General features: G+C 68.4%; 23 protein-coding genes and 1 tRNA gene. 14 read left to right on the top strand and 10 right to left on the bottom strand.

The window, feature by feature from the left end:
- Positions 1-70: 70 nt before the first annotated feature.
- From FSZ13_RS18415 to FSZ13_RS12195, 5 genes are all read right to left on the bottom strand, one after another.
- Positions 71-232, bottom strand: a complete 162-nt coding sequence (locus FSZ13_RS18415) for a hypothetical protein (RefSeq protein WP_186308923.1) — start codon at positions 230-232, stop codon at positions 71-73.
- A gap of 83 nt (positions 233-315) precedes the next feature.
- Complete coding sequence (locus tag FSZ13_RS12210; RefSeq protein ID WP_145480025.1) at positions 316-1146, bottom strand: alpha/beta fold hydrolase; 831 nt, start codon at positions 1144-1146, stop codon at positions 316-318.
- Between the two features lie 87 nt (positions 1147-1233).
- Positions 1234-1611 (bottom strand): response regulator transcription factor, encoded by a 378-nt coding sequence (locus FSZ13_RS12205; RefSeq protein WP_145480023.1) that lies wholly within the window; start codon positions 1609-1611, stop codon positions 1234-1236.
- A 74-nt stretch (positions 1612-1685) separates the two neighbouring features.
- Positions 1686-2342, bottom strand: coding sequence for a response regulator transcription factor (locus FSZ13_RS12200; RefSeq protein ID WP_145480021.1), 657 nt, complete (start codon positions 2340-2342; stop codon positions 1686-1688).
- A complete protein-coding gene (locus tag FSZ13_RS12195; protein WP_222116617.1) occupies positions 2339-3751 on the bottom strand; it encodes a sensor histidine kinase in 1413 nt (470 codons plus the stop codon). Before FSZ13_RS12195 ends, FSZ13_RS12200 begins: the two co-directional genes overlap by 4 nt.
- A gap of 208 nt (positions 3752-3959) precedes the next feature.
- Here FSZ13_RS12195 and FSZ13_RS12190 point away from each other — a divergent pair, with 208 nt between their 5' ends.
- From FSZ13_RS12190 to FSZ13_RS12180, 3 genes are read left to right on the top strand one after another with little or no spacing between them, the layout of a single operon-like run.
- A complete protein-coding gene (locus FSZ13_RS12190) occupies positions 3960-4478 on the top strand; it encodes a Dps family protein (RefSeq protein WP_145480018.1) in 519 nt (172 codons plus the stop codon).
- Positions 4475-4984, top strand: a complete 510-nt coding sequence (locus FSZ13_RS12185; protein ID WP_145480016.1) for a redoxin domain-containing protein — start codon at positions 4475-4477, stop codon at positions 4982-4984. Before FSZ13_RS12190 ends, FSZ13_RS12185 begins: the two co-directional genes overlap by 4 nt.
- Positions 4981-5499: a DsbA family protein gene (locus FSZ13_RS12180; RefSeq protein WP_145480014.1), complete on the top strand. Its 519-nt coding sequence runs from the start codon at positions 4981-4983 to the stop codon at positions 5497-5499. Before FSZ13_RS12185 ends, FSZ13_RS12180 begins: the two co-directional genes overlap by 4 nt.
- Positions 5500-5569: 70 nt before the next feature.
- Here FSZ13_RS12180 and FSZ13_RS12175 read toward each other — a convergent pair whose 3' ends face one another.
- Positions 5570-6391: an AraC family transcriptional regulator gene (locus FSZ13_RS12175; RefSeq protein WP_145480012.1), complete on the bottom strand. Its 822-nt coding sequence runs from the start codon at positions 6389-6391 to the stop codon at positions 5570-5572.
- A gap of 72 nt (positions 6392-6463) precedes the next feature.
- Here FSZ13_RS12175 and FSZ13_RS12170 point away from each other — a divergent pair, with 72 nt between their 5' ends.
- From FSZ13_RS12170 to dxs, 7 genes are all read left to right on the top strand, one after another.
- Positions 6464-7648 carry a YbfB/YjiJ family MFS transporter gene (locus FSZ13_RS12170; protein ID WP_260844168.1) on the top strand — a complete coding sequence of 395 codons (1185 nt, stop codon included), beginning with the start codon at positions 6464-6466 and terminating at the stop codon, positions 7646-7648.
- An 83-nt stretch (positions 7649-7731) separates the two neighbouring features.
- Positions 7732-7807 (top strand) — tRNA-Phe (locus FSZ13_RS12165).
- Between the two features lie 251 nt (positions 7808-8058).
- A complete protein-coding gene (locus FSZ13_RS12160; protein ID WP_186308922.1) occupies positions 8059-8598 on the top strand; it encodes a lipocalin family protein in 540 nt (179 codons plus the stop codon).
- Between the two features lie 82 nt (positions 8599-8680).
- A complete protein-coding gene (locus FSZ13_RS12155) occupies positions 8681-9166 on the top strand; it encodes an LEA type 2 family protein (RefSeq protein ID WP_145480006.1) in 486 nt (161 codons plus the stop codon).
- 54 nt (positions 9167-9220) lie between these two features.
- The gene (locus tag FSZ13_RS12150; RefSeq protein WP_145480004.1) at positions 9221-11011 is read left to right on the top strand and encodes an acyl-CoA dehydrogenase C-terminal domain-containing protein; all 1791 of its coding nucleotides are present in this window, start codon (positions 9221-9223) and stop codon (positions 11009-11011) included.
- A 155-nt stretch (positions 11012-11166) separates the two neighbouring features.
- Positions 11167-11826 (top strand): HNH endonuclease, encoded by a 660-nt coding sequence (locus tag FSZ13_RS12145; protein WP_145480002.1) that lies wholly within the window; start codon positions 11167-11169, stop codon positions 11824-11826.
- Positions 11827-11940: 114 nt separating this feature from the next.
- Positions 11941-13839 carry a 1-deoxy-D-xylulose-5-phosphate synthase gene (dxs, locus tag FSZ13_RS12140; RefSeq protein WP_145480000.1) on the top strand — a complete coding sequence of 633 codons (1899 nt, stop codon included), beginning with the start codon at positions 11941-11943 and terminating at the stop codon, positions 13837-13839.
- Between the two features lie 129 nt (positions 13840-13968).
- Here the strand turns inward: dxs and FSZ13_RS12135 are convergent, their stop codons facing one another.
- The 4 genes from FSZ13_RS12135 to FSZ13_RS12120 form a co-directional block, all read right to left on the bottom strand.
- Positions 13969-14505, bottom strand: coding sequence for a DUF3011 domain-containing protein (locus tag FSZ13_RS12135; protein ID WP_186308921.1), 537 nt, complete (start codon positions 14503-14505; stop codon positions 13969-13971).
- Positions 14506-14635: 130 nt separating this feature from the next.
- On the bottom strand, positions 14636-14836 hold the full coding sequence (locus tag FSZ13_RS12130; protein ID WP_260844167.1) for a hypothetical protein: 201 nt from the start codon (positions 14834-14836) through the stop codon (positions 14636-14638).
- Positions 14837-15025: 189 nt separating this feature from the next.
- Positions 15026-16363 (bottom strand): sensor histidine kinase, encoded by a 1338-nt coding sequence (locus tag FSZ13_RS12125; protein ID WP_145479996.1) that lies wholly within the window; start codon positions 16361-16363, stop codon positions 15026-15028.
- Entirely contained in the window at positions 16360-17034 is a 675-nt protein-coding gene (locus FSZ13_RS12120) for a response regulator transcription factor (RefSeq protein WP_145479994.1), read from the bottom strand. Before FSZ13_RS12120 ends, FSZ13_RS12125 begins: the two co-directional genes overlap by 4 nt.
- 110 nt (positions 17035-17144) lie before the next feature.
- On the opposite strand from FSZ13_RS12120, the gene FSZ13_RS12115 reads away from it, so the two are divergent.
- The 4 genes from FSZ13_RS12115 to FSZ13_RS12100 all read left to right on the top strand — a co-directional run bounded on the left by FSZ13_RS12115 (position 17145) and on the right by FSZ13_RS12100 (position 19150).
- On the top strand, positions 17145-17921 hold the full coding sequence (locus FSZ13_RS12115) for a MipA/OmpV family protein (protein WP_145479992.1): 777 nt from the start codon (positions 17145-17147) through the stop codon (positions 17919-17921).
- Between the two features lie 2 nt (positions 17922-17923).
- Positions 17924-18151 (top strand): hypothetical protein, encoded by a 228-nt coding sequence (locus FSZ13_RS12110; protein WP_145479990.1) that lies wholly within the window; start codon positions 17924-17926, stop codon positions 18149-18151.
- Positions 18148-18582 (top strand): hypothetical protein, encoded by a 435-nt coding sequence (locus FSZ13_RS12105; RefSeq protein WP_145479988.1) that lies wholly within the window; start codon positions 18148-18150, stop codon positions 18580-18582. Before FSZ13_RS12110 ends, FSZ13_RS12105 begins: the two co-directional genes overlap by 4 nt.
- Positions 18583-18667: 85 nt before the next feature.
- Entirely contained in the window at positions 18668-19150 is a 483-nt protein-coding gene (locus tag FSZ13_RS12100) for a hypothetical protein (RefSeq protein WP_145479986.1), read from the top strand.
- Positions 19151-19191: the final 41 nt, after the last annotated feature.

Here is a 19191-nt window from a genome sequence, read left to right as displayed (position 1 = left end):
GGGCGAAGGTTGGCCTGCGTCCTGCCTCGCGGGGACACGCATGGCGCGTCCCTGCGATGACCGATCAAGGTCAGCCGGGATTGCTGTCCTTGATCGGGGGCCGGCGGCTTTCATCCTGCCGGACCTTCTCATCGGTCTGGCCGGGGCGGGTCTTGGCGACCTCGTCCTGCCTGCGGTCCTGCTGGGCTTCGTTGACGCCCTGCTGTTTGCCGGGCTGCTTGTCGTTGTTCATGCTGCGTGCTCGTCGTGGCCAGCCCTGTCTGGGCATGGCCACACCGTAGCGCCGTGCGCGTGATGCACGGGTCAGCGGGCCGGTCAGGCCTGGATGAACGCCAGCAGTTCCGCGTTGATCGCATCGGCATGCGTGGTGCACATCCCGTGCGGGTAGCCCGGGAACACCTTCAGCGTGCCCTGCCTGAGCAGCTTGATGGTCAACAGGCTGGCATCGGCGATCGGCACGATCTGGTCGTCATCGCCGTGCAGCACGAGGGTTGGCACGCTGATCGCCTTCAGGTCGTCGGTGAAGTCGGTCTCCGAGAAGGCCTTGATGCCCTCGTAGTGCGCCTGCGCGCTGCCGTCCATCCCCTGCCGCCACCAGTTGCGGATGGTGCCTTCGGACACCGCCGCGCCGCTGCGGTTGAAGCCATAGAACGGGCCGCTCGCCAGGTCCAGGTAGAACTGCGCGCGGTTCTGCGCCAGTTGTGCGCGGAAGCCGTCGAACACCGACAACGGCAGGCCGCCCGGGTTGGCAGGAGTCTGCAGCATGATCGGCGGCACGGCACTGATCAGCACCGCCTTGGCCACGCGGCCGGGCGCGGCCTTTGCCACGTAACGCGCCACTTCCCCGCCGCCGGTGGAGTGGCCGATGTGCACGGCGTTCTCCAGCTTCAGGTGGTCGGCCACGGCCGCCGCGTCGGTCACGTAGTGGTCCATGTCGTGGCCTTCCCCTACCTGCGCCGAACGGCCATGGCCGCGGCGGTCGTGCGCCACCACGCGGTAGCCCTTGGCCAGGAAGAACAGCAGCTGCGCGTCCCAGTCGTCGCTGGAAAGCGGCCAGCCGTGGTGGAACACGATCGGCTGGGCCTCCTTGGGGCCCCAGTCCTTGTAGAAAATCTCGACGCCGTCGGCGGTGGTGAGGGTGCTCATCGGTGCTGCTCCTGGAGTGGGTGGGGACTGCAGGAACAGACTAGGCGGCGACGCGGAAGGGCGACATCGTACGCTTGGGTCGCCGGGTCATACCGAGGTATGGTCGCCCAGCGCCTGGGCCAGGCAGCGCGACATGGTTTCGCCGTCCACCGGCTTGACCAGGAACGCACGCGCACCACGTGCCATCACGCGGGCGCGCAGGACGTCGGTCGGGAACGCGGTCATGAAGATCATCGGGAAGCGGCAGCCGCGCGCCAGCAGCTCGGCCTGCAGCTGGTCGCCGTCCATCTGCGGCATCTGGACGTCGGTGAGCAGGCAGTCCGGCGGGTCGCACGCATCGGCCAGGAAGTCGGCCGCGCAGGCGTAGGTGCGCACCTCGTATCCAAGCGCCCGCACCAGGCTCGACAGGGACTGGCGCACGCCGTCATCGTCGTCAACGATGGCAATGCGGTAATTCGGTTTCATGCCCCTTTATGCCCGATGCGCCCGCGCGCGTGAACCATACACAGGTTTGTGCGGTCCCGTTCGCGCGGGCGTGCTCAGGCCGCCGGCTGGCCGACCCCAAGTGCCTCGGCCTGGCGCACAAGGTCGGCCAGCGCACGGACTCCCATCTTGCGCATCACGTTGCCGCGGTGGATCTTCACGGTGATCTCGCTCAGGTTCAGCTCGCCAGCCACCTGCTTGTTCATCAGCCCGGCCACCACCAGCGCCATCACCTCGCGCTCGCGCGGCGTCAGGGTGGCGTAGCGCGCGTCCAGTGAATCGCGCGCGGCGCTCTGCTGGCGACGCCGCGTGTCGCGCTCGATCGCCGCGCTGACCGCATCCAGCATGTCCTGGTCACGGAACGGTTTGGACAGGAAGTCGACCGCGCCGGCCTTCATGGCCCGCACCGTCATCGGGATGTCGCCGTGTCCGGTCATGAACACGATGGGCAGCTGGATGCCGTGCGCGGCCAGCTGGCCCTGCAGGTCCAATCCGCTGACCCCGGGCAGGCGCACATCGAGCACGATGCAGCCGGGTACCGCCGGCAGGTCTGCCTGCAGCAGCTCGGCCGGCGAACCCAGTATCCGCGTCTGCAGGCCTACCGAACGCAGCAGGCTGTCCAGCGCGTCGCGTACCGCCGGATCATCATCGACCACGACGACCAGGGGTCTGGCAGGCGCGGCAGCACCGCGCGGCGGTAGGGCGGTTGTCATGACGGTGCGCCTTCTGCTGTGGTGGCCAGCACCAGCTGGAACCTGGCACCACGACCGGGAACATTGTCCACCGAAAGCCTGCCGCCATGCGCCTCGGCGGTGGAGCGGCAGATCGCCAGCCCCATGCCCATGCCCTGCGGCTTGGTGGTGAAGAAGGGTTTGAACAAGGTGTCCAGGTGATCCGGCGGAATGCCCGGACCGCTGTCGGTGATGCTGATCATCACTTCACCCGGCTCGCCTGCCCGGGCATCGATCTGCACTTCACGTGCAGCCTCCTGCCCGGCCATGGCCTGGCAGGCGTTGACCAGCAGGTTGACCAGCACCTGCTGCAGCTGCACCCCGTCGCCCATCAACGGCGGCAGTCGGCCGACCACGGCGATGCGCAGCTGTACCGATTCGCGGCTGAATTCGTGCTGCACCAGGCGAACGGCGTCGTCGATAAGGGTCAACGTATCCAGTCGCTGTCGGGGCGTGCTGCGCTTGGCCAGGAACGCGCGGACGCGCTTGACGATCTCGCTGGCCCGGCGCGCCTCGCCCACGCTGCGGTTGATCGCCGCATCCACTTCCTGCAGGTCGGGGCTGTCGCGGTGCAGCCAGCGCAGGCCCGCCTCGCCATTGGTCACCACCGCCATCAACGGCTGGTTGACTTCGTGCGCCAGCGTGGCCGCCAGCTCGCCCAGTGTCGCCACCCGCGTGGCATGCGCCAGTTCGGCCTGCGCACGCCGCGCGGCGTCTTCCGCGCGCCGACGCTCGGTGGCATCGGTGTGGGTCTCCATGACGCCGACCGCCCTTCCCTTTCCATCGCGCTGGATGACCCAACGGCTGTCCAGCACGCGCCACTCCCCCGCACGGGTGCGTTGTTCAAGTACGCCTTCCCAGCTGCCCAGCCCGAGCAGCGCCGCTTCCACCTCCTCCCGCGCCTGGGGATACCGCGTGGAAAGCAGCGTGTCGGCCACCTGGCCGATCGCCTCGTCCGCCGACCAGCCGTACATCTGCACCGCAGTGCGGTTCCAGAAGGTGATCACGCCGCTGCGGTCGCGCACGAAGATCATGTCGTGCGACAGGTCCAGCAGCGTCGCCTGGCCGCGCAGGCGCTGCATGGCGTGTTGATGCTGCAGCGCCAGCAGCGCGGTGATGCCGATCGCCGCCAGGCTGACCAGCGCGCGGAAGGTCTGCGAACCGACGTGGTTCAAGCCGTGCGAGTCTACGTAGGCCACCACCGTCAGCACGATCCCCGCCACCGCGGTAACCACCAGGTCCGCCCGCCGCCCGGTGCGCGCGGCCAGCAGCACCGCCACCACGTACAGCACCGCCACTGCACCTTCCAGCGTGGTGAGGACATCGACCAGGAAGATGCACAGCGTCAGCAGCGCGGCCGCGGCGCGGTACAGGGCGTGGCGAGTGGACACGGTCGGGCCGGCAGGCATCGCGCAATGACCATCGGTGGGAGGGGCACAGTATCCCCCGCCCATGCGGGCGGTTGATCCCTCAAAAGAGGGATGCGCCCGGACCGGCCCCAAACCAACGTATGAGCCGGGAAAACGATCGCGCGATACCCCCGCTGCGCGCCCCCGCCTAGTCTGGATCCGTCGCCCAACCCCGCCCATGAGACCCGCCATGAACGAGCTTTCCCCGCATTCACGCCAGAGCGTCGCGCTGCATACCCCGTCCGACCTGGGCCAGCAGGCGGTCAAGGACATCGCCGGCGCCCTCACCGTGCTGCTCGCCGATGTGTTCGCGCTGTACCTGAAGACCAAGAATTTCCACTGGCACCTGTCCGGTCCGCACTTCCGCGATTACCACCTGATGCTGGACGAACAGGGCGAGGAGATCTTCGCCATCACCGACGACATCGCCGAACGCGCACGCAAGGTGGGGGGCAGCACGCTGCGCTCGATCGGCCAGATCCACCGCATCCAGCGCCTGCTCGACAACGATGCCGACTACGTGACCGCGCAGGACATGCTGGCCGAACTCGCCGACGACAACCGCCGCCTGGTCAGCTTCCTGCGCGCCACCCACGAGGTGTGCAGCGGCTACAACGACGTCGCCACCACCAGCCTGATCGAGAACTGGATCGACCAGGCCGAGCGCCGCAGCTGGTTCCTGTTCGAAAGCACCCGGAGGTCGCCATGAGTCCTGCCCCGCAGCACGCCCTTGCGGTGGGCAGTCCCGCACCGGCCTTCCAGCTTCCCGCCACCCCCGACCAGCGCCTGGGCCTGGACGAGCTGCGCGGCCGCCCGGTGATCCTTGCGTTCTACCCCGCCGACTGGAGCCCGGTGTGCGGCGACCAGCTGGGGCTGTACAACCAGCTGCTGCCCGAGTTCCACCGCAGCGGCGCGCAGCTGGTCGGCATCTCGGTGGACGGGGTCTGGTGCCACGCCGCCTTCGCCGAACAGCGTCACCTGCATTTCCCGCTGCTGGCGGACTTCGAGCCCAAGGGCGAGGTAGCGCGGCGTTACGGCGCCTACCGCGAACAGGATGGGGTCTGCGAACGCGCGTTGTTCGTGCTGGATGCCGACGGCATCGTGCGCTGGAGCTACATCTCCCCGTTGGGCGTCAATCCCGGTGCCGACGGCATCCTTGAAGCGCTGGCGCAGCTCACCGCCAACGCGCCCTCTCCTGCAGGAGCCTCGTCATGAAAGGTCTTACCGTTCCGGTCAGCGCGCTGGACCACAGCCAGGGCCCGCAGGGCGCGCCGGTCACCCTGGTCGAGTATGGCGACTACCAGTGCCCGTACTGTGGCGAGGCCTACCCCGTGCTCAAGGCCGTGCAGCAGGCGATGGGCAAGCAGTTGCGTTTCGTGTTCCGCAACTTCCCCATCACCGACAGCCATCCGCACGCGCTCGCCGCCGCACGCTTCGCCGAAGCCGCCACCGAGATCGGGCAGTTCTGGGAAGCGCATGACCTGCTCTACCAGCACCAGGACGCGCTCACCGACCGCGACATCGCGGGCTATGCCGAGGCGCTGGGTGTGAATGCCGCGCTGATGGAAGCCGCCGACAACGGCGCCTTCGACGCACGGATCGAGAGCGACTTCATGGGCGGCGTGCGCAGCGGCGTCAACGGCACGCCCTGTCTGTTCATCAATGGCACGCGCTATGACGGCCCGCGCGACGTGGACAGCCTGGTCGCCGTGTTGACCGGACTGGCCTGACCCGTTACGCCGGCGCGCCGGGGCACGCCCCTCCCCCACCCCGCGCGCGCCGGCACCTTTGCGGCCACTTTCACCCTGTCTGCCGCGAGCGCCGCCACTGCAGCGGACTCATCCCCATTTCCATGCGGAACATGTAATTGAATGCCGACGCCGAGGCATACCCCAGCTCGTGGGCGATGGTGGTTGGCGAGCGTCCCTGCGCCAGCCACTCGATCGCGCGCAGCAGTCGCAGCCGCGTGCGCCAGTCGCGCAGGCTCATCCCGGTGTCGCGTTCGAAGTGGCGCGCCAGCGTGCGCGATGATGCCCCCAACAGCCGCGACCACGCCTCCACGCTGCGTGCATCGCCGGGTTGGTCGTGCAGGGCCTGGCACCAGCGCTGCAGTCTTGCATCCTGCGGCCACGGCAGGTGTCGCCGATGCTGGCGCTGGCGCTGCAGCTGCGCGGTGACCAGCGCGCACAGGTGCAGGTAATAAGGTTGATCGTCCTCCGGCCGCACCTGGCCCAGTTCCACGATCAGCTCGCGCAGCAGCGGCGATACATCCAGCACCGCGCAGTGATCGGGCATGTGCAGCGCGGGATCGTCGGCCACGTACAGGTTGCGGAACGCCGCCGCGCTCAGCGCACCGGTGTGGTGCAGCATGCCGGTCGGCACCCACAGCGCCTGTTGTGGCGTGATGACATGGCGGGCATTGCGCGCGGTCACCTGCAGCACGCCCTCGGTAGCGAACACCACCTGGTTCCATGCGTGCACGTGCGGCGGAAAGCGTTCGCCGGCAGCCAGCTGCTGGGTGCGCGCCATCACCGGCCAGGGCAATGACGGCAGCGAAGGCACCGCCACCTCGCGCCATGGGCTCGCAGCGGCGGCAGCGCGGGGTTGGCGGCTGGTCGACATGATGGGTCATTCTATCGAAAGACAGCCGCCCGGGCTGCGGCGGACCATGGTCCATCGCACACGGATATGACCATGCCTGCCTTCCCCGCTCCCTCCCCTCACGGTCCCGCCCTGCATCCCTGGCAGGTCATCGCTGCGGGCATCTGCGCGCTGGTGCTGACCGTCGGCCTGGCGCGCTTCGCCTACACCCCGCTGCTGCCGCTGATGCGCGAGGACGCTGGGCTCAGCGCCGCGCAGGGGGGCTGGCTGGCCACCTTCAATTACCTCGGCTACCTGCTCGGCACCCTGCTGGCTGCACGGGTGGGCGACATGCAGCAGAAATTCCGCTTCTACCGGATCGGGCTGGTGTTGGCGGTGGCGGCCACCGCGCTGATGGGCGTCACCACCCAGCCGTGGGTGTGGAGCCTGCTGCGGCTGGTGGCGGGCCTGTCCAGCACCGCGGGACTGCTGCTGGCGTCCGGGCTGGTACTGAACTGGCTGCTGGCCCACCAGCACCGCCCACGGCTGGGCCTGCACTTCGCCGGGTTGGGGCTGGGCATCGTGGTATCCGGCGCAGCCACCGGGCTGCTGGCCGGGCATGCCGGCTCCAGCGCGCAGTGGATCTGGCTGGGCCTGCTGGGCGTGCTGTTCCTGGTCCCGGCCTGGGCCTGGATGCCCCGACCGGCCGTGATCTCCGCCGGCCATGCGGTGCAGGCGCCGCCGCCGCCCAGCCGCCGCTGGCGCCAGCTGCTGATCGCGGCCTATTTCTGCGCCGGCGTCGGCTTCGTGGTCAGCGCCACGTTCATCGTCGCCATCCTGGAGCAGACCGCCGCCTTCCGCGGCCACGGCAGCGCGGTCTGGGTGCTGGTCGGGCTGGCCGCGGTGCCGTCGACCTTCGCCTGGGACCGCATCGCCGCCCGGCTCGGGCTGATCCGCGCGCTGGTCGTGGCCTTCGCGCTGCAGGCCATTTCCTTCGTGCTGCCGCTGCTGGACGACGGCCTGGCCGCCGGGCTTGGCAGTGCACTGCTGTTCGGCCTGACCTTCGCCGGCATCGTCAGCCTCACCCTCACCGTGGTCGGTCGCCACTACCCGCACAACCCGGCCAAAGCCATGGCCACCCTCACCCTCAGCTACGGCGTGGCCCAGATCCTGGCACCGGCACTGGCCGGCATCCTGGCGCGCAGCAGCGGCAGCTACCAGGCGTCGCTGCTGCTCGCGGCGATCTTCATGGCCATCGGCATCGCGCTGCTGCTCGCCATGCCGCAGCAACGAATGTGAATTTTTTTTGTCGAAATGCTTGCCGAACCCTGCAGACCTCCGTATTATTCGCGTCCTCGCCAGCGGCAACGCAGCGATGAAATGGCCGAGTAGCTCAGTTGGTAGAGCAGGGGATTGAAAATCCCCGTGTCGGCGGTTCGATTCCGTCCTCGGCCACCATGATTTCAGAGACCTGCAGAAATGCAGGTCTTTTTTTTTACGCGTGCGGCATCAGCGGCACGTTCGTGTGCACCGTCAGCAACACCGACGTCAGCGAACAGCGCGTCTACCTCAACAGCGAACGCGACTACCGCCACCCGCTTGCACTGAACGTGTCGATGGACGCGCCGTGCGCGCGGACGGCTGACGAAACCTTTACACCCGCATCGGGTCTGCACTCTACTCTCGGGCGTCCTACCGGGAGACCCACCATGCGCCTTCGCCCTGCACTGCTTGCCACCGGCCTGCTGCTGGCCAGCCTCGCCGTCCACGCCGCGGAGCCGGTGCGTTCCGTGCCGGCCCTGGACATGGGGCGGTATGCAGGTCAGTGGCATGAGATCGCGCACCTGCCGGTGTCGTTCCAGAAGAAGTGCGTGGGCGACATCACCGCCACCTACGCGATGCGCGCCGATGGCCGGATCAGCGTCTACAACGCCTGCCGGGTGGAAGACGGCAGCCGCATCGCTGCCGAGGGCGTGGCGCGCCCGGTGCAGGGCGAACCGGGGCAGCTGCAGGTGCGCTTCGTCCCCGACTGGCTGGCCTGGGTGCCGCTGGTCTGGGCCGACTACTGGGTGATCGCATTGGACCCCGATTACCAGTGGGCGGTGGTGGGCGATCCGGACCGCAAGTACCTGTGGATCCTGTCGCGCTCGCCGACGATGGACAAGGCGCTGTTCGGCAGCCTGAAGGGCCGGGCCGAAGCGATGGGCTACGACCTTGCGCCCCTGAAGGTCATGGCCCCGCTGGATTGACCCCAAGGGCGCACGCACCACAACCTCCATACGCCGTAGTATGCTTCCACCCACGCAGCACCCGCACGAGGACTTTGCGCCCATGTTCCGACGCCTCCGTACCGCCCTCACCGTGGCCCTGCTGGCCGGCACCGCCGTTGGCCTGGCGGCCTGCAGCACCAGCGTGAAGCGGGTTTCGCCGCCGGCCGCCAGCGTGCAGCAGCTGACCGTGGGCGCAAGCGGCAACTGGACCCTGGCCCTGCGCCTGCAGAACTTCAGCTCCATGCCGATGACCTTCGACAGCGTGGACCTGCAGATGCAGGTCGGCGGGCAGGACGCGGGCAAGGTGAGTGCGCGCCCGGCCATCTCCATCGGTGGCGTGTCCGCCGACGTGATCAACGTCGAGCTGCAGCCGTCCTCGGCCGCGCGCATCGTGGTTGCCGACGCACTGGCCGGCAACCGCACCCTGGACTATTCGCTCAAGGGCAGCGTGGCCGCCACCCCGCAGGACAAGAAGCAGCGCAGCTTCGAGATCGAAAACCGCAGCACTCTCAACCAGGCCCCCGGCCTGCCCGGCGTGCTGCGCTGACGCCCGGCCACCCCGTCTTCAGCTTGATTCCCCGCATCTGATCGAGACCGCACGATGAGCAGCTACACCGCACCGCTGACCGATATCCGCTTCGCCCTGCACGACGTGTTGAAGGTGGAGCCGCTGTTCGCCCGCCTGGGCTTCGCTGACGCCACTGCCGACGTCGTCGATGCGGTCCTGGAAGAAGCCGGCCGCTTCAGCACCAGCGTGCTGGCGCCGCTCAACAGCGTGGGCGATGAAATCGGCTGCGTGCTCGACCAGGCCAGCGGCGAAGTCACCACCCCGCCCGGTTTCAGGCAGGCCTACACGCAGTTCGTCGAAGGTGGCTGGACCGGCCTGACCGCGGCACCGGAGCTCGGTGGCCAGGGCCTGCCGCACACCCTGGGCGTGCCGCTCAACGAAATGATCAACGCCGCCAACCTGGCCTGGGGCAACTTCCCGCTGCTCTCGCACGGCGCCATCGAAGCGCTCAAGCAGCACGGCGAAGCCTGGCAGCAGGACGCCTTCCTGAAGCCGCTGATCGAAGGCCGCTGGACCGGCACCATGTGCCTGACCGAACCGCATTGCGGCACCGACCTGGGCCTGCTCAAGACCAAGGCAGAACCGAATGCCGACGGCAGCTATGCCATCACCGGCACCAAGATCTTCATCACCGCCGGCGAGCATGACCTCACCGACAACATCGTGCACCTGGTGCTGGCCAAGCTGCCCGACGCCCCGGCCGGCGCCAAGGGCATTTCGCTGTTCGTCACCCCCAAGTTCAAGGTCGACCGCGAAGGCGCCGTCGGCGAGCGCAACGCACTGCGCTGCGGTTCGATCGAACACAAGATGGGCATCAAGGGCTCGGTCACCTGCGTGATGAACTTCGATGGCGCCGAAGGTTACCTGGTGGGCCAGCCGCACAAGGGCCTGCAGGCGATGTTTACCATGATGAACACCGCGCGCCTGGGCGTGGGCCTGCAGGGCATCGGCCTGAGCGAGCGCGCGTATCAGAACGCACTGAAGTACGCGCGCGAACGCCTGCAGTCGCGTTCGCTGAGCGGCCCGAAGAACCCGGACAAGCCGGCCGACCCGATCCTGGTGCACCCGGACGTGCGCCGCATGCTGCTCTCGATCAAGTCGCTGGTGGAAGGCAGCCGCCTGCTGGCGCTGCACGCGGCCACCCTGATCGACGTCGCCCACCATGCCGAAGACGCCGCCGAGCGCGAGCGCGCCGAAACCCTGGTGAGCTTCCTCACCCCGATCTCCAAGGCCTGCCAGACCGAATGGGGCATTGAAAACACCTACAACGCGCTGCAGTGCTTCGGTGGCCACGGCTACATCCACGAACACGGCATGGAACAGCTGGCCCGCGATGCCCGCATCACCACGCTGTATGAGGGCACCACCGGTATCCAGGCGCTGGACCTGATCGGTCGCAAGACCGCCGCCAGCCAGGGTGCGGGGCTGAAGCTGATGCTGGCCGAGATCGAGGCCTTCGCCAAGGCCAATGAAGGCAACGAATCGCTGGCCGAATTCATCGCTCCGTTGCGCGCCAAGGCGCAGGAATGGGGCCAGCTGACCCTGGCCACCCTGCAGCGCGCCGCCGCCAACCCGGACGAACTGGGCGCGGCCAGCTTCGATTACCTGTTCTATTCCGGCTACGTGGTGCTGGCCTACTGGTGGGCGCGCAGCGTCGCCGCCGCCGACGCGTCCACGCAGAGCGAGGCGTTCAAGCAGGCCAAGCGCGAAACCGCCCGCTTCTACTTCGCGCGCATGCTGCCGCGCACGCTCAGCCACGCCGCCGCCATCCAGGCCGGCGCGGACTCGCTGATGGCCATGGAAGACGCGCGGTTCGGGGAATAATCCCGCAGCACGCACACCGGTAGCGCCGGCCGTTGGCCGGCCAACGTGGATGTCCAACGTCCATGAAGGCCGCCCAACGGGCGGCGCTACCGGTTTCCGGGGTTGCATGCGCCCATACCCAAATTGCAACGAATCCGGTATAAGCTGTTTTCCCGATGGAGACAGACACTACACGCCTAGGTCTGATCGATACCGGAGCCTCGTCCGCCCCGGTCGCCGAAGCATCGCCGATCGCCATGCTGCATCGGCCAGGCAGCGTCCGACTGCTGTCCCTGGACGCCCACGGGCGCGTACTGGACTGGATCAACTGGCAGGATGCCGCCTGCCTCTACTCGCGCGGCGCCGTTGCCTGGACCCTGGGCGACCCGTGCCTGCACATCCATGGCGGCACCAACCGGCTCAGCGGCCTGCAGAGCGGGATCGACCTGCACCCGATCATCGCCGCGCGCGGCCACGCCCGCTCCCGCGCCCTCGACCCCACCCCGAACCTGTCCAACCAGGCCCTGTTCGCCCGCGACGCGCACCTGTGCCTGTACTGCGGCCAACAGTTCCATCGCCCGCAGCTGACCCGGGACCACGTCATGCCGCTGTCCAAGGGCGGCCTGGATGTCTGGGAAAACGTGGTCAGCGCGTGCTTCCACTGCAACTCGCGCAAGAGCGACCGCACCCCGCAGCAGGCCGGCATGCCGCTGCTGGCGGTGCCGTACCGGCCCAGCTGGATCGAACACATGATCCTGTCCAACCGCAACATCCTGGCCGACCAGATGGCGTTCCTGAAGGCGCAGCTGCCCAAACGCTCCAAACTGGCGGCCTGAGCCTGCGACCGGTTGTCGCAGGCACCCTCACTGTCTGCTCACCGGTACAGCGGTTTGCTTGCCCCACCCCGGTTTGGGGGGGAAAATAGGCGCTTGAGAAGAAGCGCGATAAACATGATCGATTCCGCACGCTATCCCCGCCTGTCGCGCATCCAGAATCCGGATGACCTGCGCAGGTTCGAAGAATCCGAACTGCCTGCCATCGCAGATGAACTGCGTGCCTACCTGATCGAGTCGGTCGGCAAGAGTGGCGGTCATTTCGGCGCCGGGCTCGGCGTGATCGAACTCACCGTGGCCCTGCACTACCTGTACCAGACCCCGGTCGACCAGCTGATCTGGGACGTGGGCCACCAGACCTACCCGCACAAGATCCTGACCGGTCGCCGCGACCAGATTCACACCGTCAAGCAGAAGGACGGCGTGGCACCGTTCCCCAAGCGCGAGGAAAGCGAGTACGACACCTTCGGGGTCGGCCATTCCTCCACCTCCATCTCCGCCGCACTGGGCATGGCCATCGCGCGCCAGCGCGAGGGTGACGACCGCAAGGTGGTGGCGGTGATCGGTGACGGCGCGATGACTGCCGGGATGGCGTACGAGGCGCTCAACCATGCCGGCGGCATGGAGCAGGAACCGAACCTGCTGGTGATCCTCAACGACAACAACATGTCGATCTCCGAAGCCGTGGGCGGCCTCACCAAGATCCTCGGCCGCGCCACCGGCAACCGCACGCTCAATGCGCTGCGCGAAGGCGGCAAGAAGATCCTCGGCGACAAGAAGAAGTCGCCGTCCGCGCGCTTCGTCAAGCGCTGGGAGGAACACTGGAAAGGCATGTTCGTGCCCTCCACGTTCTTCGAGGAGATGGGCTTCCATTACACCGGCCCGATCGATGGCCATGACGTGCCCGCGCTGGTGGCCACGCTGAAGACGCTGCGGGGCCTGAAGGGCCTGAAGCTGCTGCATGTGATGACCACCAAGGGCAAGGGCTACGAGCGCGCCGAAGGCGACCAGATCGGTTACCACGCGGTGGGCCCGTTCGATCCGGACAAGGGCCTGGTGGCCAAGGGCGGCAGCAAGAAGCCGACCTATACCGACGTCTTCAGCGACTGGCTGTGCGACGCCGCCGCCGCCGAACCGCGCCTGCTGGGCATCACCCCGGCGATGCGCGAAGGCTCCGGCTTGGTGCGTTTCAGCAGGGAATACCCGGAGCGCTATTTCGACGTGGCCATCGCCGAGCAGCATGCGGTGACCCTGGCCGCCGGCATGGCCACCCAGGGTGCCAAGCCGGTGGTGGCGATCTACTCCACCTTCCTGCAGCGCGCGTACGACCAGCTGGTGCACGACGTGGCGGTGCAGAAGCTGGACGTGCTGTTCGCGATCGACCGCGCCGGCGTGGTCGGTCCGGACGGTGCCACGCACGCCGGCAACCTGGACCTGAGCTTCCTGCGCTGCGTACCGCACATGGTGGTGATGGCGCCGTCCGACGAAGCCGAATGCCGCCGCATGCTCAGCACCGGCCTGCAGTACGAAGGTCCCGCGGCGGTGCGCTACCCGCGCGGCAGCGGCACCGGCGTGGACGCCGGCACCGACCTCTCCACGCTGGAGATCGGCAAGGCCGAGCTGCGCGTGCAGGGCAACGGCATTGCGTTGCTTGCGTTCGGCAGCACCGTACCGGCCGCCGAAGCAGTGGGCCGCGAGCTGGGCCTGAGCGTGGTCAACATGCGCTTCATCAAGCCGCTTGATCGCGCCCTGCTGCTGGAACTGGCCCGGACCCACCAGGGCTTCGTGACCATCGAAGACAACGTGGTGGCCGGCGGCGCCGGTTCCGGCGTGGCCGAACTGCTCAATGCCGAAGACGTGCTGCGCCCGTTCCTGCACCTGGGCCTGCCGGACAGCTTCCAGCACCACGCCAGCCGCGAAGACCTGCTCGCCGAAGCCGGCATCGACGCCGCCGGCATCCGTGCCGCCGTGCTGAAGCGCTGGCCGAAGCTTGGCAGCCAGGCCCTCAGCGCCTGACACGGGAACCGTAGAGCCACGCCCTGCGTGGCTGCGCTTCGTTCCGGCACCGCGCAGCCACGCAGGGCGTGGCTCTACCGGGGCGCCGGCACTTCGCGGACACGCATGGCGTGTCCCTACGCGGGCGCCTTACCGGACTTCGAACTCCGCGCGGCAACCGCCGTTGACCCACACGCCGTCGCGGTCATGGCCCCAGGTGCGACCCTCGATGCACGCCGTGCGCGAGGTCTGCCGCACCAGGCGCACATCGCGGCGCACGCTCACGTTGCAGCGGCGCATGCGCTGGTCATTGGAATCGCAGCTGATGATCTGCCCACGCCCGCCACCCCAGCCGCCGCCGTGGTTGCCCTGGTTGCCCCAGCCCCCGCCGTGCGAAGGACGGCCGCGCTCGGCGATGAACTCGGCGCGGCAGCCGCGGGTCACCCACACCCCGTTCCGGGCCTGGCCCCAGGTGTCGCCTTCAATGCAGGGAGAACCGGACAGCTGCCGCACCAGGCGCGCACGGCCGTCGATCTGGCACTGCTGGGTGCGACCCTTGATTGATTCACAGCGCACCGGACCGTCGTTGTAGCCATCGTCGTAACGCTGGGCCTGCGCGGTGCCGGCCAAGGCCATGAGCGCAACCGGCAACAAGGCCCACATCCCGATCTGCGTTGCCTGCTTCATTGCGATGTCCTCGTGCCATTGGATGAATAGGCACAGGATCAGGGAAGTTGAAGGTTTCGCCTATAGCTCAACCGGGGTGATTTCAGGATCGATTCAACAAACCGACGTGACGCTGACCGCGCCGCCACGCTCAGCCGTAGTGCACGGCGTCCACGAAGGCCTCGCCCACCTGCACCCGTACCCCACTGCTGCTGCCGGTTTCGGCGTGGTGTTCGCGGGCCAGTGAATCGGCGAAATCAAACGCCGTCGCGCCGCTTTCAAACGCTACCGGCGCGACCGCGCCGGGCTGCACAACCTGCCATTGATGGTGCTGGTGTTGGACCTTGATCATCATCGGTGTGGCCTCGAGTGGCATCCTGCATGGGCAAGGCGAGGCGTACGCCTGGGAAGCGACCTCGCGGGGGAATCTTGCATGGCGCGGGTTCCTTCCCGACGCTGGAGCCACGATACGTGCGGAAATCCGGCCGGACTATCGGATTTCTCTGAATTTCGCGCTGAAAGTGACCCATCCAGCCTTCGGCTAGCGCTCCACCGGCAACGACATCACGAACCGTGCCCCGCCCCCGACCGCTTCCTCGGCCACGATGCTGCCGCCATGCCGCAGCAGGATTTCGCGCGCCAGGTACAGGCCAAGGCCACTGCCGCTGCCACTGGGCCGCAGGCGGTGGAACGGCTCGAAGATCGATTGCCGTGCCTGTTCGGGAACCCCATCGCCCTCATCGCTCACCGACAGCAGCCCGTTGGACTGCAGCTCCACCATCACCGTGCCGCTGCCACCGCCATGCGCGATGGCGTTCTGCAGCAGCCCGCTGATCACCCGGTGCAGCGCATCGGGGTCGCCGCGCACCCACAGCGCCTGTTCCGGCGCGTCCACCGCGAAGGCGTAGCCCGCATCGATCAGCAGCGGCGCCACGTCGGCGGCGACTTCACGGGTCAACGCCGCCAGGTCCACGCGCTGGTGCTGGCTGCGGTGATGGTCCAGCCGCTGCAGGTCCAGCAGCTGCTCGGCGATGTTGCTCAATCGCCCCAGGTCACGCTGCAGGCGCGAACGCACCTGCCCGGGCGGCAGGTCGGCAATGCGCGTGGCGAGGATCGCGATCGGCATGCGCAGCTCGTGCGCGGCGCCGACCAGGAAACGATCCTGCGCGTCGTAGCTTTCGCCGATGCGGCGCACCGCCGCGTTGAAGGCATCCACCAGCGGCACGATCTCGCGCGGCACCGCGTGCGTGTCCAGGCCACGCCCGCGCTCAGTGATCTGGATCGCCGCAGCCTGCGCCGCCACCCGGTTGACCCCGCGCAGCGAACGATGGATCGCCCACGGCGCCACCACCAGCGTGATCACGATCAGCGGCAGCGTGATCCAGCCGCCGAGGTAGCCGATGATCACCGCCAGCTGCCGCCAGAAGCCGCGTTGCGGCAGGCCGCCCACCATCACATGCAGGCGGCCGTCCTCACGATCGGACACCCACACCCGCATCGCCAGCTCCAGCCCGCGGCTGCGCGTGCGCACGTCGGTGGGCTCCACGTGCGCCAGCTGGTCGGCCAGCGCGCGATACACCGCCGGCAGCGGACCGTGTTCGACCCGGTGCCCCTGCTCGTCGGCGGCAGCGAACCAGAACGTGGCCGGGCGGTCCGGCGCCGCTTCATTCACCGCCGCCCAGTCCACCTGCAACGTGCCGTCCTGCAGGCGGATCGCATCGGCTACCGCTTCGCTGGTTTTCCAATCGACATACGCGGTGCTGCGGTCGCCATAGACCAGCGCAATGCCGGTCAACGCGATCAGCACCATCGCCACCTGGATCAGGCAGATCTTCCACGCCAGGCTGAAGGACAGCGAGCCGGGTTTGAGGAACTTCATGCGCTTTCCTTCAGCAGGTAACCGATCCCGCGCATCACGTGGATCTCCACCTGCGCGTCGGCATCGGCCAGCGCGCGGCGCAGCTTGGATACATGCGCGTCCAGCGCGTTGGACTGGATCTCATCGTCGAACCCGTACACCGCTTCCTGCAGCGCCGCGCGCGCCACGGTGCGGCCCTGGCGCAGGGCCAGCGCTTCCAGCACCAGCAGCTGCCGCCGCGGCAGCGCCAGCAGCGCACCGCCTACCGTGGCCTGGCGTGCCACGAAATCGAACTGCAGCCGGCCCAGGCCCAGCACCGGCAGGGTGATCTGCGCCGGCCGCCGTGAAATCGCGCGGATCCGCGCCAGCAGCTCTTCCACCGCGAACGGCTTGGTCAGATAATCGTCCGCGCCCACGTCCAGCCCCACCACCCGGTCGGCCACCGAATCGCGTGCGGTCAGCATGATCACCGGCAGGTTGGGCACGTGGCTGCGCGCCACGCGCACGAAATTGGCGCCGTCGCCGTCGGGCAGCTGGCGGTCCAGCAGCAGCACCTGGTGCACCCCGGCCTTCAGCGCCTCGGCCGCCTGCGCCATCGACACCACCAGGTCCACCACCATGCCGTGGCGGCCCAAGCTGGCCTGGATGGCGCCGGCCAGTTCGGGGTCGTCTTCGAGCAGCAGGATGCGCATGGGCGGTACGGGCGGGGTCGGAGGCCGCCGATGGTACCCCGCCCGATGACGTAACGTTCCCACAATGTCCGCTGGACATCATGCGGGTTTGACCGGCGCAGGAGCCTCCCATGCACAGTGATTCACGGAAGACGGCAGCCGCAGGCCTGGCCCTGCTCGGGCTGCTGGCCAGCGGCAGCGTGCTGGCCCAGCCGGCGCCCGGGGCCAAGGCACGCAGCAGTGTCGGCCTGGCGGTGGTTGCGCAGAAATCCCCGTACGCCGGCTACGACACCGACGTGCTGCCGGTGCCGGTGATCAACTGGGAAGGCCGCAAGTTCCACTTCCGTGGCGGCAGCATCGGCTACACCCTGTTCGACGACCAACGCACCAGCGTTTCGCTGCTGGCTTCGCCCTACTTCATGCGTTTCAAGCACAAGGACACCGACAACCCGCAGCTGCGCCAATTGTCCAACCGCAGCATGTCGGCCATGGCCGGCGTGGCGGTGCGGCATACCGCGCCGTGGGGCGTGCTGCAGGGCAATGTGCAGGCCGAGGTCAGCGGACACGGCGGCGGCGTGGCCGCCGATGCCAAGTACGGCTATCCGATCCCCACCGGTCGGGTGGTGCTGATGCCCGGCGTGGGCGCCAACTACGCCAGCAGCAGCCTCAACGACTACTACTTCGGCGTCAGCGCGGTCGAAGCGCAGCGCAGTGGACTGCCCGCCTACCGTGCCGGCAGTGGTGTGGCCCCGTACATGGACCTGAGCGCAGTGATGCCGCTGGGCCCGCACTGGACCGCAACCGCGTCGCTGCGCCGCACCCTGCTCTCGAGCGCGGTCAAGGACAGCCCGATGACCGTGGGAACGCACATGGACAGCGCGCTGCTGGCGCTGAGCTACGGGTTCTGAGCATGCGTACCGGCATCGTACGTCGGGTGGCCACGCTGGCCCTGCAGATCGAACCGGACCGCAGCCGGGTACTGCACTGGATCGTGCACACCCCACTGGGCGCATTGGGTGGCCAGACTACGTTCGAGCTGGCCTGCAATGGCCAGGGCGAGCGGGTGCTGGAACTGCTGCGCGGCCTGCTCGCGCAACCTGGCACCCAGCCCCGCCAGCTTCCGCAGGCGCCGGCATGAGCCGTCCCTTCCCGCTGCTCAGCACCACCGAGGCTGCGGATGCCCCGGCCCTGGCCAGCGCGCTGGTCGACTTCGACCGCGCGGTGCAAACCTTGCTTGAGCAGGATCCGGACGTGCACGGGCGTTTCTCCCGCGCCTATGTCACCGCGCTGTTCCGCGCCTGCCTGCAGCCGCCCGAGGCCGGCGCCGGCACCCCGCGCGGGCGGCCGGATCCGGACATCGCAAAAGCGCTCAAACACTGGATCCAGGACCAGCTGCAGCGCCATCCCGGCGAAGCCGATGACCACCGCCTCACCGCGGCACGCCGCGCCGCGCACGGCTTCTGGCTGCAGTCGATGGCCTGCCCGATCGACGAGGACGGCAAGCCACGCGCCGCACGGCTGATGGATGGACTGCTCGCCCTGACCCGACCGGACCCGTCGCTGCGCTGAAGGTTCTTTTACGACCAGTTGCATGGACCACCCAGGCCGCTGCGGCCACTGTCCAAGGTCCATCCATGCACTGGACGAACGGCCCATGCGTGTCCCTGCCGACCTTCCGCCCCGCCTTCCACCCCGTATTGAAACGCCCGTCCCGCTCGCCGAGGCCATCGTCCAGGACGCGGCAGAGTGGGAGGCCGCCACCGATGCGCTGGACACCCTGTCGCCGCCGACCGCGGAGGACAGCGAGGACCTCCCTGACCAAGAGCAGGACGAAGACGCGCACCGGCAGCCACCGCAGGCGCTCGATCCGGAAGAGGACGAGGACATGCCCGCCGGCGGCAACGGCGCCGCCCGCCGACCGGACCTGGCCACCGGGTTCTGGGTGCTTCCCGAACCACACCACCTGCTGCGCTACGTGCCTGCGCCGGGTCGCGGCCCCCTGCTGACGGCTGTCGCAGCGCCGCTGGGCGCGGATGCTGCCGGCCAGCGTGCTGCTCGCCGGGGGCCGGTTGATCGCGATGAAGACCGCCACCCGGAGCATCCGTCCGGCAGCGACGAGCGTGCGGGCGACCAGTAGCCACTCGGCCCGTCCTCACGGCGCATTGCCGCCGCCCCGCT

The organism is Stenotrophomonas rhizophila (genome assembly GCF_007667275.1).
GTDB classification, from domain to species: Bacteria; Pseudomonadota; Gammaproteobacteria; order Xanthomonadales; family Xanthomonadaceae; genus Stenotrophomonas; species Stenotrophomonas maltophilia_AE.
The sequence above is the reverse complement of the archived record's forward strand: the minus strand, read 5'-3'. Positions and strand labels throughout refer to the sequence as shown.

Bases quoted from the DNA above. Each gene is read 5' to 3' on its own strand.
- FSZ13_RS18415 (WP_186308923.1), bottom strand. From the start codon at position 232: ATGAACAACGACAAGCAGCCCGGCAAACAGCAGGGCGTCAACGAAGCC.
- FSZ13_RS12210 (WP_145480025.1), bottom strand. From the start codon at position 1,146: ATGAGCACCCTCACCACCGCCGACGGCGTCGAGATTTTCTACAAGGAC.
- FSZ13_RS12205 (WP_145480023.1), bottom strand. From the start codon at position 1,611: ATGAAACCGAATTACCGCATTGCCATCGTTGACGACGATGACGGCGTG.
- FSZ13_RS12200 (WP_145480021.1), bottom strand. From the start codon at position 2,342: ATGACAACCGCCCTACCGCCGCGCGGTGCTGCCGCGCCTGCCAGACCC.
- FSZ13_RS12190 (WP_145480018.1), top strand. From the start codon at position 3,960: ATGAACGAGCTTTCCCCGCATTCACGCCAGAGCGTCGCGCTGCATACC.
- FSZ13_RS12185 (WP_145480016.1), top strand. From the start codon at position 4,475: ATGAGTCCTGCCCCGCAGCACGCCCTTGCGGTGGGCAGTCCCGCACCG.
- FSZ13_RS12180 (WP_145480014.1), top strand. From the start codon at position 4,981: ATGAAAGGTCTTACCGTTCCGGTCAGCGCGCTGGACCACAGCCAGGGC.
- FSZ13_RS12175 (WP_145480012.1), bottom strand. From the start codon at position 6,391: ATGTCGACCAGCCGCCAACCCCGCGCTGCCGCCGCTGCGAGCCCATGG.
- FSZ13_RS12170 (WP_260844168.1), top strand. From the start codon at position 6,464: ATGCCTGCCTTCCCCGCTCCCTCCCCTCACGGTCCCGCCCTGCATCCC.
- FSZ13_RS12160 (WP_186308922.1), top strand. From the start codon at position 8,059: ATGCGCCTTCGCCCTGCACTGCTTGCCACCGGCCTGCTGCTGGCCAGC.
- FSZ13_RS12155 (WP_145480006.1), top strand. From the start codon at position 8,681: ATGTTCCGACGCCTCCGTACCGCCCTCACCGTGGCCCTGCTGGCCGGC.
- FSZ13_RS12150 (WP_145480004.1), top strand. From the start codon at position 9,221: ATGAGCAGCTACACCGCACCGCTGACCGATATCCGCTTCGCCCTGCAC.
- FSZ13_RS12145 (WP_145480002.1), top strand. From the start codon at position 11,167: ATGGAGACAGACACTACACGCCTAGGTCTGATCGATACCGGAGCCTCG.
- dxs (WP_145480000.1), top strand. From the start codon at position 11,941: ATGATCGATTCCGCACGCTATCCCCGCCTGTCGCGCATCCAGAATCCG.
- FSZ13_RS12135 (WP_186308921.1), bottom strand. From the start codon at position 14,505: ATGAAGCAGGCAACGCAGATCGGGATGTGGGCCTTGTTGCCGGTTGCG.
- FSZ13_RS12130 (WP_260844167.1), bottom strand. From the start codon at position 14,836: ATGATCAAGGTCCAACACCAGCACCATCAATGGCAGGTTGTGCAGCCC.
- FSZ13_RS12125 (WP_145479996.1), bottom strand. From the start codon at position 16,363: ATGAAGTTCCTCAAACCCGGCTCGCTGTCCTTCAGCCTGGCGTGGAAG.
- FSZ13_RS12120 (WP_145479994.1), bottom strand. From the start codon at position 17,034: ATGCGCATCCTGCTGCTCGAAGACGACCCCGAACTGGCCGGCGCCATC.
- FSZ13_RS12115 (WP_145479992.1), top strand. From the start codon at position 17,145: ATGCACAGTGATTCACGGAAGACGGCAGCCGCAGGCCTGGCCCTGCTC.
- FSZ13_RS12110 (WP_145479990.1), top strand. From the start codon at position 17,924: ATGCGTACCGGCATCGTACGTCGGGTGGCCACGCTGGCCCTGCAGATC.
- FSZ13_RS12105 (WP_145479988.1), top strand. From the start codon at position 18,148: ATGAGCCGTCCCTTCCCGCTGCTCAGCACCACCGAGGCTGCGGATGCC.
- FSZ13_RS12100 (WP_145479986.1), top strand. From the start codon at position 18,668: ATGCGTGTCCCTGCCGACCTTCCGCCCCGCCTTCCACCCCGTATTGAA.